General features: G+C 69.4%; 14 protein-coding genes. 9 read left to right on the top strand and 5 right to left on the bottom strand.

The window, feature by feature from the left end:
- Window positions 1–183 precede the first annotated feature (183 nt).
- Genes F5X71_RS17060 through F5X71_RS17030 form a run of 7 tightly spaced genes read left to right on the top strand, consistent with a single transcriptional unit; the run spans window position 184 to window position 7,370 of the window.
- Entirely contained in the window at window positions 184–1,524 is a 1,341-nt protein-coding gene (locus F5X71_RS17060; RefSeq protein ID WP_167462863.1) for a DegT/DnrJ/EryC1/StrS family aminotransferase, read from the top strand.
- Window positions 1,521–2,681 carry an MFS transporter gene (locus tag F5X71_RS17055; RefSeq protein ID WP_167462862.1) on the top strand — a complete coding sequence of 387 codons (1,161 nt, stop codon included), beginning with the start codon at window positions 1,521–1,523 and terminating at the stop codon, window positions 2,679–2,681. Before F5X71_RS17060 ends, F5X71_RS17055 begins: the two co-directional genes overlap by 4 nt.
- Window positions 2,678–3,613, top strand: coding sequence for a sulfotransferase (locus F5X71_RS17050; protein WP_167462861.1), 936 nt, complete (start codon window positions 2,678–2,680; stop codon window positions 3,611–3,613). The genes F5X71_RS17055 and F5X71_RS17050 overlap by 4 nt, the downstream gene beginning before the upstream one ends.
- A 2-nt stretch (window positions 3,614–3,615) precedes the next feature.
- The gene (locus F5X71_RS17045; RefSeq protein ID WP_167462859.1) at window positions 3,616–4,425 is read left to right on the top strand and encodes an SDR family NAD(P)-dependent oxidoreductase; all 810 of its coding nucleotides are present in this window, start codon (window positions 3,616–3,618) and stop codon (window positions 4,423–4,425) included.
- Window positions 4,426–4,461: 36 nt separating this feature from the next.
- Window positions 4,462–5,337 carry a family 3 encapsulin nanocompartment shell protein gene (locus F5X71_RS17040; protein ID WP_167462857.1) on the top strand — a complete coding sequence of 292 codons (876 nt, stop codon included), beginning with the start codon at window positions 4,462–4,464 and terminating at the stop codon, window positions 5,335–5,337.
- A gap of 9 nt (window positions 5,338–5,346) precedes the next feature.
- Window positions 5,347–6,648, top strand: a complete 1,302-nt coding sequence (locus F5X71_RS17035; protein ID WP_167462856.1) for an NAD(P)/FAD-dependent oxidoreductase — start codon at window positions 5,347–5,349, stop codon at window positions 6,646–6,648.
- Complete coding sequence (locus F5X71_RS17030; protein ID WP_167462855.1) at window positions 6,645–7,370, top strand: aspartate/glutamate racemase family protein; 726 nt, start codon at window positions 6,645–6,647, stop codon at window positions 7,368–7,370. Before F5X71_RS17035 ends, F5X71_RS17030 begins: the two co-directional genes overlap by 4 nt.
- A 232-nt stretch (window positions 7,371–7,602) precedes the next feature.
- Here F5X71_RS17030 and F5X71_RS17025 read toward each other — a convergent pair whose 3' ends face one another.
- On the bottom strand, window positions 7,603–9,033 hold the full coding sequence (locus F5X71_RS17025; protein ID WP_167462854.1) for a CYTH and CHAD domain-containing protein: 1,431 nt from the start codon (window positions 9,031–9,033) through the stop codon (window positions 7,603–7,605).
- A gap of 42 nt (window positions 9,034–9,075) precedes the next feature.
- Here F5X71_RS17025 and F5X71_RS17020 point away from each other — a divergent pair, with 42 nt between their 5' ends.
- The gene (locus tag F5X71_RS17020) at window positions 9,076–9,312 is read left to right on the top strand and encodes a hypothetical protein (RefSeq protein ID WP_167462853.1); all 237 of its coding nucleotides are present in this window, start codon (window positions 9,076–9,078) and stop codon (window positions 9,310–9,312) included.
- Window positions 9,313–9,323: 11 nt separating this feature from the next.
- The gene (locus F5X71_RS17015) at window positions 9,324–10,427 is read left to right on the top strand and encodes a glutamate--cysteine ligase 2 (RefSeq protein ID WP_167462852.1); all 1,104 of its coding nucleotides are present in this window, start codon (window positions 9,324–9,326) and stop codon (window positions 10,425–10,427) included.
- Window positions 10,428–10,438: 11 nt separating this feature from the next.
- Here the strand turns inward: F5X71_RS17015 and F5X71_RS17010 are convergent, their stop codons facing one another.
- The 4 genes from F5X71_RS17010 to F5X71_RS16995 all read right to left on the bottom strand — a co-directional run bounded on the left by F5X71_RS17010 (window position 10,439) and on the right by F5X71_RS16995 (window position 13,657).
- Window positions 10,439–11,083, bottom strand: coding sequence for an endonuclease (locus F5X71_RS17010; protein ID WP_167462851.1), 645 nt, complete (start codon window positions 11,081–11,083; stop codon window positions 10,439–10,441).
- 10 nt (window positions 11,084–11,093) lie between these two features.
- Window positions 11,094–12,437, bottom strand: coding sequence for an NAD(P)/FAD-dependent oxidoreductase (locus F5X71_RS17005; protein WP_174817083.1), 1,344 nt, complete (start codon window positions 12,435–12,437; stop codon window positions 11,094–11,096).
- 36 nt (window positions 12,438–12,473) lie between these two features.
- Window positions 12,474–12,935: an SRPBCC family protein gene (locus F5X71_RS17000; RefSeq protein ID WP_167462850.1), complete on the bottom strand. Its 462-nt coding sequence runs from the start codon at window positions 12,933–12,935 to the stop codon at window positions 12,474–12,476.
- Window positions 12,936–13,018: 83 nt separating this feature from the next.
- Window positions 13,019–13,657 (bottom strand): UdgX family uracil-DNA binding protein, encoded by a 639-nt coding sequence (locus tag F5X71_RS16995; protein WP_167466523.1) that lies wholly within the window; start codon window positions 13,655–13,657, stop codon window positions 13,019–13,021.
- Window positions 13,658–13,661: the final 4 nt, after the last annotated feature.

The raw sequence follows: 13,661 nt of genomic DNA, 5'->3' as shown, positions 1-13,661 counted from the left end.
CAAAGGCGACATCGGTGACGTCTCAACAATAGACATCGTTGCCGTGCAATCGATTTCGGGTATCCGAAAGGAAACTTCGGTGTACCGTTCCACGGACGTCCTACCATTTCCCCGGGGGAAACTCGACGGACGACGCGGTGGCGGCTCGCCGATGTTTTACTGTTAGTTGGGCAAGGAATTCCGATGGCGGATAACGAGATAGACCATTCGGCATCGACCCGGCAGCTGCCGGGCGCACGGATAGCCACCGATTCGCGGCTGGCGTTGGACGGCGGTAATCCCGTGCGACTGACACCATGGCCGACATATGACCGGGGCGCGGTATGCGTCCATCCCGAGGACGAGGAAGCGGCGTTACGCGCCATTCGCAGCCACCTCTATTTTCGCTACGACTACCGGCCCGCGCACGAAACCGAGTGCGCCGGACTGGAAGCCGAACTCTGCCGCTATTTCGGGTGCAAGCACGCGCTGGCCACCTCCAGCGGCACCACCGCGCTCGCCCTGGCCATCATGGGCGCCGGCATCCCGCCTGGCAGCCTGATCGCCTGTCCCGGTTTCACTTTCGCCGCGACACCGAGCGCGATTCTGCTCGCCGGGTGCACGCCGTTTCTCGTCGACGTCGACGAGAACCTGCACCTCGACGTCGCCGACCTGCGCCGCAGGTGGACCCCGCAGGTCCGCGCGATCATGGTGGTGCACATGCGCGGTTTCGCCGGTGACATGGCGGCCCTGCTCGAATTCGCCGACGAAATGGGCGTGCCGGTATTCGAGGACGCCGTGCCCGCGCTCGGCGCGGAATTGGCGGGCCGCAAACTCGGCACCTTCGGCGTGGCGGGCGCTTTCAGCACCCAGTCGGACAAGTCGCTCAACAGCGGCGAGGGCGGATTCCTGGTCACCGACGACAGCGCGCTGTTCGCGCGTGCCGCCGTGCTTTCCGGGGCCTACGAGGGCCGCCTGCGCCGCCATTTCCCCGATGGCGAGCCGCCGATCGACACCGATCTGGATCTGCCGTTGCTCAGCTTCCGGATGGACGAGATCCGCGCCGCGCTGCTGCGCGCGGAACTGGCACGGTTACCGTTGCGGCTGGCCGCGTTTCGGCGCAATTATGACCACGTCGCCACGGCGCTGGCCGACGTCGACGGAATCCGGATCCGCCAACCCGTCGCGCCCGGCGCGTATCTGGGCGAGGCCTTCATCTTCCAGGTGCCGAGTGGCCGCGCGCAGTGGTTCGCGCGGGCGCTCTGCCATGAGGGCATCGAGGCACGCAATCTCGGTTCCGACGCCGATCACAACATCCGGGCCTTCTGGAATTGGCGGTTCCTCTTCCCCGGCACGACGACCGCCGCGGTGCAGGCACTGCTGCCCGCCGCGACTCGCTATCTGCGTGCGGCCGTTGACATTCCGCTCTCCTCGACGCTCACGCCTGCCGACTGCGACGAACTCGTCAGTGCGGTGCGCAAGGTCGCCGCCGCCGATCTCGGCACCGCGGAGGGCGCCGGCTCCGCGGTGGCCGGTCAGCGATGAGCACCGACCCCGGCCCGATGCCGAGGCTCGCCCTCGCCGGGGTGTTCGGCGGGTTGTTCTGCGGCTACCTGGGTTTGTCGGCCGCGATCCCGGTGCTGCCCGCCCACGTGCGCGACGAGTTCGGCGCCGGCGATCTCGCGGTGGGCCTCGCGGTCACCGCCACCGCGCTCACCGCGCTGCTCACCCGCCCGATCTTCGGTGGGCTCGCCGACCGGCACGGGCACCGCGGCGTGATGCGCTTCGGCGCGCTCGCGATCGCCGCGGGCGGGCTGCTCTATTTCCTGCCGGTCGGGCTCGCCGGTCTGATCGTGGTGCGGCTGCTGCTCGGCGTCGGCGAGGCCGCCCTGTTCACCGCCGGCGCGGTCTGGACCGTAACACTGGCACCGCACCACCGGCGCGGCCAGGTGATCGGCCTGTACGGCATCGCCATGTGGGGCGGCATCTCGCTGGGCACCGCGCTGGGCGCGGCGTTGCGGCACTTCGGTATCGACGCGGTGTGGGCGTTCTGTGCGGCCGCTCCCCTGCTCGGCGCGGCCCTCATCAGCAGCGTGCCACCGCGGCCACACGCCGCGACCTCCGGCGGCGGTGGGCTGCTGCTGCGCCCCGCGGTGCTGCCCGGACTCGGGCTCGCGCTGGGCGCCGCGGGTTACGTCGGGCTGGCCGCGTTCGTGATCACCGGCCTGCAGGAGCGCGGGATCGACTCGGGCGTGGTGGTATTGAGCACCTTCAGCGCCGTGTACGCGGGCACCCGCCTTTTCATCGGGCGACTGCCCGATCAGCTCGGACCACGCCGGGTCGCGACCTGGTGCGGCGTCGGCGAAGCCGCAGGACTGCTGATCATCGCGTGCGCGCCGAACCTGCCGATCGCGGTGCTCGGCGCCGTGGTCATGGGCGTCGGATTCTCGCTGCTGCACCCGTCATTGGCGCTGATGGTCATGAACAACACCGAAACCACCAAGCAGGGCGCGGCCATCGGCGCCTACACCTCGTTCTGGGATCTCGGCCTGTTCGTGTGGGGACCGGCGACCGGCGCCATCGCGACCGGTTTCGGCTACCCCGCCGTCTTCGTGGCAGGCGCGGTCTGCGCGCTCGCCGCCTCGGCGCTGGCCATGACGATCCGGCAAGCGGTCACCACGGAGAAGGCGGTCGGCAGATGACGAACCCCACCCCATTGAAGGTCTTGTGCATCACCGGATGGTGCCGCAACGGCAGCACCATCATCGGCAACATCCTCAACGAGGTCCCCGGCTTCTGCCACGTCGGCGAACTGGCGTTCCTCTGGAAGAACGCGGCGGGACGGGGGGTGAACCAGGAGTGTGGCTGCGGGCGCAAGCTGTTCGACTGCCCGGTCTGGTCCACCGTGCTGCCGATCGGCCAGCCCGCCGACACGCCGTTCACCGAGCACGCCGACACGGTCATCCGGCGTCAGCAGGGCAGCGTTCGCACCCGGCACACCTGGCAGGTACTGGGACGCGGCCTGCGCAGCGCGCCACTGCGCGCCCACGCCGCCTTGATGACCGAGGTCTACCACGCCGTCGCGGAACGCACGAACTCGCGAGTGATCGTCGATACCAGCAAGATTCCCGGTGAGGCCGCCCTGCTGCCCTACCTCGACGACATCATCCCGTACTACGTCCATTTGGTGCGCGATCCGCGTGCGGTCGCCCAATCCTGGAGCAAGCCGAAGGATTACGTGTACGCCATGTCGCCGGGCAAGAGCACCGGCTACTGGACCGGCTTCAACGTCGCCACCCACGCGATCACCCGCCGTTACCCGCAGCGTTCGCTGTTCCTGCGCTACGAGGACTTCATCGCCGCGCCCGAGCCGACCATCGGTGCGCTGCTGGCGCACTGCGACAGCGATCCCGCCGCGAATCCGGTCACCGACCGCACCGTCGAGTTGCGCACCAACCACACGGTGACCGGGAATCCCGACCGCTTCCACACCGGGACCACCGTCATCCGCGGGTCCGACGATTCCTGGCGCACCGGGTTGCCGAAGTCCGCCCAGCGCACCGTCGCCGCACTGTCCTGGCCGCTCGCGCGCCGCTACGGCTACGCGCTCGCCGCCACGAAACCGGAGGGGTAGCAATGGATCTCGGGCTCGAGCACAAGGTCGCGCTGATCGCCGGTGGCTCCAGCGGTATCGGGCTGGCCATCGCACGGGAACTGGCCGCCGAGGGCGCGCACGTCGCGATCGGCGCGCGCGACCCGGCCCGGCTGGCCGCCGCGGAACGTGCGGTCAAGGAGGTCGCGCTGGCCCGGGTGCACACCAGCAGCGTGGACATCACCGACAGCGCGGCCACCCACCGCTGGATCGACGAGGTCGCGGCCGAATTCGGGGCGGTGCACGTGGTGGTGGTCAGCGGCGGCAGCCCGCCCACCGGGAACGCGGCCCGTTTCGCGACGGCCGACTACCGGGACGCGATCGACGGCGTGCTCATGCCCGCGGTCGACGTGGCGCTCACCGCGTTGCCCCATCTGCGAAAGGCCCGGTGGGGCCGGGTGATCTTCGTGACATCCGAGACCGCCAGCGTCCCGATCGGCGATCTGGCGCTGTCGGGCGTGACCAGAACCGCGATCGCCCGCTTCGCCCAGTCGCTGGCCGTCGAGGTGGGCCGCGACGGTGTGACGGTGAATGTGCTCGCCCCCAGCGCGACCCGTACCCCCCTGCTGGAACGCGTTGTCGCACAGCGCACCGCCGCGGTGGATGCCGAGTTCGACGCGCTGGGCAGGCACACGGCGGTGGGCCGCATCGCCTATCCCGACGAAATGGCCGCGGTGGCCGCCTTTCTGGCGAGCGCGCGGTCCTCCTACCTGACCGGGACGGTTCAGCTGGTCGACGGCGGCGCGAGCCTGCTCGGCCCGAGTTGGTCACCCCGCCCCGCCGCACCGGCCTGATCGGCACCGGCGCCGACGACACGGAAGGAAACAACCATGCTGCACACAGAAAACATGAAACCGACACTGGCGCAGGTCGTCCGGGATCGGGCGCAGGAACTCTCGCCGGGACGGATGTTCGTGGAGTGCTGCGCACAGCGGGGTCTGGACGCCGCCGTCGAGTACGACGTGACGATCACCGATTCGCTGACCAGCTCACGCCGCAAGCCCCGGCACCCGGCCCGCAACATGCTCAAAGCCATTGATCTGTCCCGTGATCCACGTAAGTACTACTGGCACGAGAGTCCGCCCGGCGCCGACGACGCGCCGATCGAGGGCGCCGACGTCCGCCGCGAACTGGCCAGCAGATTCCACCGGTCACCGATCCCGGAACTGCTGCCGACCACCGCGTGGGTCCAGGTGCCGCCGCATCTATGGGACGATCCCGACACGTTCGAGTCCTTCATCAACTATCGCCTCATCGTGCGGCTGTGCACCGCGGAGAACCACACGATCATCGCGGGCGAAGGCGGCCTGCTCAACATCGCGGGCATCGCGCGGATGACCTCGCCCGGCCCGTTCACCTCGACGATCCTGCGCGCCTGCAACGAGATCGAGCAGATGGGCGGCACCGCCGACGGCATGATCATCAACCCGGTCGACTACTACCGTGCGATGGGCACCGGCACCCTGATGACCGATCTGGAACGCAACGGGGTATTCATCGTGCGCACCCGTCTGGTCGAACCGGGCAGCGCCATCGTCGGCGACTTCGGCCACGGCGCACAGCTTTTCGACGCGGGACGCTCGGTGATCCGGTTCGCCGAGCCGCCGCCGGGCACCTTCACCGAGCCGGGCGCGGCGGTGATGGCGCAGATCTACGAGCGGGTCGTGGTCAATCTGCCGACCAACTTCTTCGTCGTCACCGTGTAGGCGGGTCCGGTGTCCAGCGAGACGGCGCCCGCCGAGCGCGGCCATCCCGATGTGGTGGTCATCGGCGGCGGGGTCGCCGGGTTGTTCTGCGCCTATCACCTGCGGCGTGCCGGGGCCTCGGTCACCGTGCTGGAGCGCGGTGCGCTCGGCGGCCCGCAGTCCTGCTCCAGCGGGAACACGGGTTTCGTCGGCACCCACGGTGCCGCACCCCTGGCCGAACCGGGTCTGCGCTCGGTGCGCTCGCTCGCCATGCTGCATCCGGACGCCCCGTTCTATGTGCGACCGCGCGCGGACCGCGAATTGCTGCGCTGGCTCGGCCAATTCGGCAGAGCCTGCGCGCCGTCGGCCGCGGCGGCCGGCTTTCGCACGCTGGCGGCGATGAAGCGACGCAGCCTCGACATCCTGCTCGAACTCTGCGCGACCGACGAGATCGCGGACACCTTCGAGATGCCCGGCATCATCTTGACGTACCGGACCGCGCACGGCTTCGCGGCCGCCAGGGCCACCGTCGCACGCACCGTCGCCAACGGGATCCCCTTGCGCGTCCTCGGCCCGGGTGAGCTCGACGAGCTCGAGCCCAAAACTCGATTCGCGATCCACGGCGCCCTCTACAACCCGGAGGGCGCGTACCTGCGGGTGCCCCGGTTCGTGCTCGAGTTCGGGCGGCTGCTGCGCGGGCTCGGCGTCGAGATTCGCGAACACACCGAGGTCACCGGCTGCACCGTCACCGCGCGAAAGATCACCCGGCTCACCACGACCCGCAGTGAGCTCCGGCCGAGCGAGGTCGTCCTCACCGCCGGTGCGTGGTCGACCGAATGCGCCCGCATGGCCGGGTTCGCGCTGCCGCTGCAACCGATCAGGGGCTACAGCGTCACTCTGGACATGCCGCCCGGCGGTCCGACCCGCCCGGTCCTGCTGAGCGAGGGGCGGGTGGCGGTGGTCCCGCTGGGTGCGCGGCTGCGCATCGGCGGCAGGATGGAACTGACCGGCATGCGCGATGCCGTCTCCGAGCGCCGGGTGCGCGGCATGCTGCGCACCGTCCGCGACTACCTGCCCGAACTGGAGCAGACCGCCACCCACGAAACCTGGAGTGGCTTGCGCCCCAGCACACCCGACGGTGTACCGCTCATCGGCCGAGCGGGTCCGCGCAACCTGCTCGTCGCCGCCGGGTACGGCCACATCGGCATGGGTCTGGCGCCTGCGGGCGGCGAACTCGTCGCGCACCTGCTCACGGGCACGACACCGGTGACCGATCCGGTTCCGTTGCGGCCGGACCGTTTCGACCGCTCGCGCGACGGGCGGCGACCGTGACCGCGCGACCGAACAGCAAGGCCGACACCGCTATCGGCGTGCTGTGCCTCGACACCGCGTTCACCAAGATCCCCGGCCACATCCGCAATCCGGCCACCTTCGACTTCCCGGTCGTCTACCAGGTGGTGCGGGGCGCGACACCGCAGCGGGTGGTCAAGGAGGCGGATCCGACCCTGCTCGAGCCGTTTATCGCTGCCGCGCAGGAACTCGAGGCCCGTGGCGTCGCGGCGATCACCAGCGGATGCGGCTTCCTCGTGCTGTTCCAGCAGCAGTTGGCCGACGCGGTGCGCGTCCCGCTCTACAGCTCGAGCCTGATCCAGCTGCCGATGGTGCATCGTATGCTCGCCGCCGATCGCGCGGTCGGTGTGCTCGCCGCCGACCGGACCGCGCTCACCTGGCGGCACCTGCGCGCGATCGGCGCCGAGACGGTGCCGGTCCGTGTCGCGGGCATGGCCGCGTACCCGGAGTTCCGTGAGGTGATACTCGAGGGTCGTCGGACCGAGCTCGACGCCGACCGCCTCGGACGCGAGGTGCTCGCCGAGGTCGAGGGTCTCGCCGCGGCGCATCCGGAGCTCGGTGCGCTGGTGATCGAGTGCACCGATCTGGTGCCGTACGGGCACGCGATCCAACGCCGCCTTGGCATCCCCGTCTTCGACATCGTCACCCTCACCGAAATGGTGCATCGAAGCTTGTGCCACAGCCCTTTTCGCCGCATCTCGTAGCGGTACCGGCTGTCTGGTCCGCAGCACTTCGACACCGCCTGACAGCTGCGGCGGGGTGTCCGATGCCCGCAACACCGCGTCGATAACGGCCGGGCCGTAGCGGATTCGGCTCCCTTGTCACACTGAACATTTCCGAACCGGAACCCGAACATCGGAAGGATTGGAACCCTACGGCGGTTCCGAATGCAACTGCCCGATAAGGTAACTCGAAGAAAGACGTAGCGGTCCGCAACTACCGGGCGATCTCGGCTATCCGCTCGCGCACCCGCTCCGCCGCTCGGCGCTCGTTCGCGTAGAGCAAGCCGTAGGTAAAGCCGTTCTCACCGCCCGTCGTGCCCGCGGCCGTCGCGATCCGCCACAGCAACCCGGCCGCGATCACGCCGTCGTTGTGGTCGCCCAGCACCCGTTGAATCTTCTTGTAGTGCTCGATGTTCGACTTGGCCGCGGCGCGCCGATGCACCGGCCCGTGCAGCTCGGCCGCGTAGCGCGCACGCTTGGCGGCCTTGCGCGCACGGTGCAGCGACTCGTCGCGCTGCTCGGCGATCGCCACCCGCAATCGTCGGTCGGCTTTGCGCGCCGCACGGCTCGCGCGCCGCACCAGATCACCTTTACGCAATCGAACCACGAACGGCGGCTTCGACTTCCATGCCCGCAGTGTCGCGAGCAGCGCCAGGTACCGCGGCGAATCCATCGCCTGCGCGAGCGCGGCCCGGCTCGTCAACTGACGCTCGAGCAAGGTCGCATCGATGCGCGCCGCCACCGGGCCGAGCACGAGTTCGGGTGGCAGTTCGCCGAGCTCGGCCGCCAGGCGGCGGCGCTGCACCTGACAGTCGCGCACCTCACCGAGCAGTCCCGCGTACCATTTCACTTCGTCGGCAACCGCCTCGATCACGCTGCGGTCCAGCAGTTTTCCGAACACCCGCAGCGTGCTACGCAGTCGCCGAGTCGCGACACGAGTGTCGTGGATCGGGTCTTCCCCACGACGCAGGGCGACGTCTCCGGCGAAAATGCGATCGATCTGCGCAATCAGATATTCGTGGACCGCGCGCTCCGCCTTCGACCGCACACCGGTGTGGTCCTCGCGCTGCGGCACCGCTCGGGACAGTTTGCACGGATACGCCGAGCGCGACGCCCCCGCCGCGGTGAGCCGATCGAGCAGCTCCCGTGGCGCCGCGGCGGTCGCCGGGCCGAGCTCGACCTCGATCTCCCGCCAGGCCGACGCCGCCGCGATGCCGTCGCCCGGTGTCGTCCGCACGGTGTCGTCATCGATCTCGACGACCAGCTCGCCGTCCTGACCGAATAGCCGATGCCGTTTGCGCAGGGTGTGGATCGTGGTGACGACATGCAGCGGCCTGCCCAGCGCGACACCGGTGACCACGGCGGCGAGTTCGGCGGGCAGCTCGTCGGACCACGGGGCGAGCAGCTCGGTCCTGCCGTCGGCCTGCGGGATCTTCAGCTGCCACCCGGACTCGTCGGTGCCCGCCCGGCGGCGCAGGACCAGATCGTTGGCGAGCAGGTCGCACGCGGCGGTGTCGAAATAGGTGCTGGTGAGCTCCACCGCGATGGCCTCGACCCGGCCACCGGGCACCAGGTCATCGATCGGTGGGAGGGCGAAAGCCCGATCGACCTCCCATTTGGTCTCACGTTCGAGAGTCTGCTTCATCTTCGTTGCGTTCCCGACCCACCGGACGCCAAACGAGCGCACATGGACGTCCTGTTTGTCGTGCTCGTCCCGGGGAACGTCCAGCTGGACGGGGCACTGGTCCCCCGACCGAGGAGGTGCTCGGACATGCGGCTGCGCCGCGGCACGCCCAACGGCCCAGGCCTGCGCCGGGTCACCCGCGGCCGCACATTACGCCGGGCCGCCGAAGCGGATTCGAACGAGCGGCGCCAGAGCGCCGTCGAGCACGCGGTGATTGGTTCGCCGCGCCATACGAACTGAGGAGTCGTCTGTTGGACGCGAGCACGATCACCGTCGGTGTCGAAGAAGAGTTCCTGCTCGTCGATCCGGTCACGGGCGCGCCAGTCGCGAAGAACACCGAGGTGGCCGCCGCGGCGACGCGGCGCGGCGTCGAGCTGCAACTCAAGCTGACCTCGTGCCAGGTCGAGACCAGCACCGGCGTGCACACCGAAAGAGCGGCGCTACAGGGCGAACTCGCTCAGCTACGACGCGAGGTGGCCGACTGCGCGACCCAGGCGGGCGCGCGTCTGCTGGCGGTCGCGGTGCCCCCGACGGTGCCGCACCGGTACCCGGTGACCGGCACCGAACGCTATCAGCGCATCGCGCACACCTTCGGGATGATCGCGCAGGAGCAGGGACTCTGCGGTTGTCACGTGCACGTCGCCGTGCCCGATCGTGAGACGGCCATTCAGGTGAGCAACCACCTGCGGCCGTGGCTGCCGATGTATTTGGCGCTCACCGCGAATTCGTCGATCTATCACGCGGCCGAGACCGGGTACGCGAGCTGGCGCAGCATCCTGTGGCGGCGCTGGCCGAGCGCGGGTCCGCCGCCCTACTTCGAATCCGGCGCGGAGTACGACGCGATGGTCGAGATGATGATCGACGGCGGCAACATCCTCGACACCAAGATGGTCTACTGGGACATCCGGCCCTCCGAATCGTTCCCCACCGTCGAGGTGCGGGTCAGCGACGTGCCCGCCACCATCACCGAAACCGCGCTGCTGGCCACGCTGGTCCGGGCCACGGTGCTGCGGGCGCGCTCGGCGCTCGAGCGCGGCGAACGCGCGCCGGAGGTCCCCGGTGAGGTGCTGCGCGCGGCCTATTGGAACGCCGCCCGCTTCGGACTCGACGGCAACAGCCTCGACCCGGTGTCTCGGCGGGTGGTGCCCGCGCGAACGCTGCTGTCCACCCTGCTCGACCACGTCGCACCCGCGCTGGACGAACTGGGCGACCGCACGTTCGTCGCCGACGCGGTGGCGGCGGTGCTGGCCCGCGGCAACGGCGCCCACCGCCAGCTCACCGCATTCCGCGCGCACGGCCGGGTCTCCGACGTGGTGGCCGAACTCGCCGACGCGACGTTGGCGGAGTGCGATTAGGACGCCGTCGCTCAGCGCGCGTCGGCGCGGACCTGTTCGGCGAAGTCCTCGTCCAGCGCGGCTCGCACGAGGGCGGCCGCGAACGGGGCGACGCGGTCCTCCGGCACCAGTTCGGCCAGCTCGTCCGCGCCGGTCGGCAACTCGAGGCGTTCGGCGCCTTTGCTCGCGCGCTCGTCGAAATACGGTCGCGCCCACGGCCATACGGCTTGCACCTCGCGCAGGAAGATATCGCTGCCGGTCGGGCCGATGCCTTGGAACTCCTGCAGCAGTCGCGCGGCGCGCTTACGGTCGTGCCCCGCGGCCTCGGCCAGTTCGCGCAGATCGCCGCCGTACTTGTCGAGCACCAGGCCCGCGTTCGCGCCGAGCCGCGTCGCGGTGCTCTCGTCGTACCGCTTGTAGTGTGCGCGGCCGAGCGCGTCCACGAGTTCCTGCCACTGCGCGTCCGCGACCCGTTGCGGGGTGCGGTATCCGGTGCTGATGAGCTCCTTCGCCGCGGCGACCGCGATGTCCGCCGAGATCCGGGTGCTCAACAGTTCGGCGAGCACGAGGAGCTGGAACAGCGGCGCCGGTTTGTCGGCCAGCTCGATACCGGCTTGCGCCGCGTAACCGTCGCCCGCTCGTTCGAGCAACGCGTGCACGACATTTCGCTTGCGCATGGCGTACTCCCTACTTCGATGCCGACTGCTCGCTCGCAATCCCCTCGCTGCTACCGAAACTGGCCTCCTCCGGGCTGACGAGCCCGAGCAGGGCGAGCGGGCGCGGCGTCACCGCGTTGGTGGCATACGCCAGCGAGATCGCCCAGCGGTTCACCCCTCTCGGCACCGCGTAGGTGTGATAGACCCGGGTCACCAGCTTGGCGAGTCGACCCGACAGATGGATGCCCATCGGGTTGGCGACGGCGAAACCGGGTCCGAGATCGACGACCAAACCCATGTCGCGGTGTTTGTAGGGTGCGGCACTGCCGATGCCCAGGCTCGCGGCCACGTTGCGCGCCAGTGTCTTTCCCTGCCGGGTCGCGTGCTGGGCGGTCGGCGGCGTGATCTGTCCCGATTCGGTCAGATCGGGCACGGCCGCCGCGTCACCGCCGGCGAACACGTCGGGATGGCCTGGCACGCCCAGCTTCTCGTCGACGACCAGGCGGCCGCGCTCCAACGGCAGATCGAGGGTGCGCAACAGCGGCGCGCCGGTCACACCGGTCACCCAGGCAACCGTATGGGTCGGGATCACGCTGTCGTCAGTGAGCACCACCTCGCGGTCGGTCAACTCGCGCAGCGAGGTCCGCAGCCGGATGTCGATTCCCCTGCGCCGCAACACCGCCAAGACCTTGTCACTGAGCCGCTCGCCGACCTCCGGCATCACCCGCTCGGCCATGTCCAGCAGCACGAAGCGGATCTCGGCCGGGTCGAAGCCGCGACGGTGGGCGTAGGCGTCGGCGAGCGCGCGCAGCTGCGCGATCAGCTCGGTCCCCGCGTACGAGGCCCCGACGACCACCACCGTGCGACGGGCGCGGCGCAGCTGCGGATCGTCCTCGTGGTCGGCCAGTTCCAGCTGTCGTAACAACTGCTCGCGCAGGTACAGCGCCTCGGCGATGGTCTTCAAGCCGCGTCCGTGCTCGGCCAGTCCCGGCACATCGAACAGCCTGGTCACCGAACCCGGTGTGAGCACGAGCCGGTCCCATGAGAGTTCCCGCGGCGCTGCGTATTCGCTCTGCACGGTGATCGACTTGCGGTCCAGATCAACCGATTCCGCTTTGCCGATGACGAGACGTACCCGCGGCAGCGCGTCGGCTAGCGAGATGACCACGAACCGCGGATCGATCAACCCGCCTGCCACGTCGGGCAGCAGCGGCGTATAGAGCATGTAGTCGTCCGGCGTGACGAGCACGACCTCGATGTCGCGGCCCGCCTTCGCCAGTGTCCGACACAGTTTCGCGGCGCAGGTGAAGCCGGCGAACCCGCTGCCGACGATCACCACCCGCTCAGCGCTCGCGGTGTTGTCTACCGGCACCACCGGCACCTCCTCCGTGTCTACTCGGGCGTGGTCGGGTCAGGCGTCGGGGCGCTCGATATCGCCGCGCCACGCGCCGGTTTCGTGCTGCCTGCTCTCGATGAACTTCTTGAACCGCTGCATGTCACCGTTCACCCGGTGCTTCAGCACACCGAGCCGGTCGGCGACGGTCTCGACGAAACCTTCCGGGTCCACGTCCATCTGGGCGGTGATCCTGGTGTGCGTGTCGTCGAGCCGGTGGAAGGTGATCACACCCGCGTGCTGCGGACCCGAATCGGACTTCCACGCCACCCGTTCGTCCGGGTGCTGCTCGGTGATGGTGGCGTCGAATTCGCGGGTCGACGGCCCGACGTGGATGCGCCAGTGGGTATGCCGATCGTCGAGCTGGTGCACCGCCTCCACACCCTCCATGAATTCGGGGAACGACTCGAATTGCGTCCACTGGTTGTAGGCGGTGCGAACCGGTACTTCGACGTCAACGGTGGCGGCCAACGTGCGCATGGGTACCCCTTTCTCGGTGCGGTCGCGCTGAGTGCGACCCGGTCACGGGCGGCATACCCGGGCCGCCATGGGGGAAACAGACCTCACCCGGGCCGCAAACCCGCTTCCCTGGCGACGATTCCGAGATCCTCGACGAACGCCAGGTAGGCCGCGGTCCGATCCCGCGCGCGCAGCACGGCGGCGGGATGCACCGTGGTGATCACGGTGTAGTCGCCGCGCGCGATCACCTCACCGCGTCGCTCTCTGACCTTGAACGCGTTGCCCAGCAACGCTTTAGCGGCGATCGCGCCCAAACCGACCACCAGCTTCGGACGCACGACCGACAGTTCCGCGTTCAGCCACGCGGAGCAGGCGACGATCTCGGTGCGCCCCGGCTGCTTGTGGATGCGCCGTTTGCCGCGTTCGGTGAATTTGAAGTGCTTCACCGCGTTGGTGAGATACACCTGCTCGCGCGGGATGCCCGTCTCGGCGAGCGCGCGGTCGAGCAGACCGCCTGCCGGGCCGACGAACGGATGCCCCCGCACGTCCTCTTGATCGCCGGGTTGCTCGCCCACCATCACGATGGCGGCCGTCGCCGGCCCCTCGCCGAACACCGTCTGCGTCGCGTCCCGGTAGAGATCACAGCCGTGACAATGCCGCGCCGCCGTGCGCAGCGTCGTCAGCGACAACCGCCCGCTCGGCACGTACTCGGCGGCTCCGGGAACCGAATCGCTTCGGGGCACAATC

This window comes from Nocardia brasiliensis (assembly GCF_011801125.1).
Lineage (GTDB): Bacteria > Actinomycetota > Actinomycetes > Mycobacteriales > Mycobacteriaceae > Nocardia > Nocardia brasiliensis_C.
Note: the sequence above shows the minus strand (reverse complement) of the source record. Positions and strands in the feature narration are given on the sequence as shown.

What these genes read in the sequence shown, in the direction of transcription:
- F5X71_RS17060 (WP_167462863.1), top strand. Translation starts at nt 184, where the DNA reads ATGGCGGATAACGAGATAGACCATTCGGCATCGACCCGGCAGCTGCCG.
- F5X71_RS17055 (WP_167462862.1), top strand. Translation starts at nt 1,521, where the DNA reads ATGAGCACCGACCCCGGCCCGATGCCGAGGCTCGCCCTCGCCGGGGTG.
- F5X71_RS17050 (WP_167462861.1), top strand. Translation starts at nt 2,678, where the DNA reads ATGACGAACCCCACCCCATTGAAGGTCTTGTGCATCACCGGATGGTGC.
- F5X71_RS17045 (WP_167462859.1), top strand. Translation starts at nt 3,616, where the DNA reads ATGGATCTCGGGCTCGAGCACAAGGTCGCGCTGATCGCCGGTGGCTCC.
- F5X71_RS17040 (WP_167462857.1), top strand. Translation starts at nt 4,462, where the DNA reads ATGCTGCACACAGAAAACATGAAACCGACACTGGCGCAGGTCGTCCGG.
- F5X71_RS17025 (WP_167462854.1), bottom strand. Translation starts at nt 9,033, where the DNA reads ATGAAGCAGACTCTCGAACGTGAGACCAAATGGGAGGTCGATCGGGCT.
- F5X71_RS17020 (WP_167462853.1), top strand. Translation starts at nt 9,076, where the DNA reads ATGGACGTCCTGTTTGTCGTGCTCGTCCCGGGGAACGTCCAGCTGGAC.
- F5X71_RS17010 (WP_167462851.1), bottom strand. Translation starts at nt 11,083, where the DNA reads ATGCGCAAGCGAAATGTCGTGCACGCGTTGCTCGAACGAGCGGGCGAC.
- F5X71_RS17000 (WP_167462850.1), bottom strand. Translation starts at nt 12,935, where the DNA reads ATGCGCACGTTGGCCGCCACCGTTGACGTCGAAGTACCGGTTCGCACC.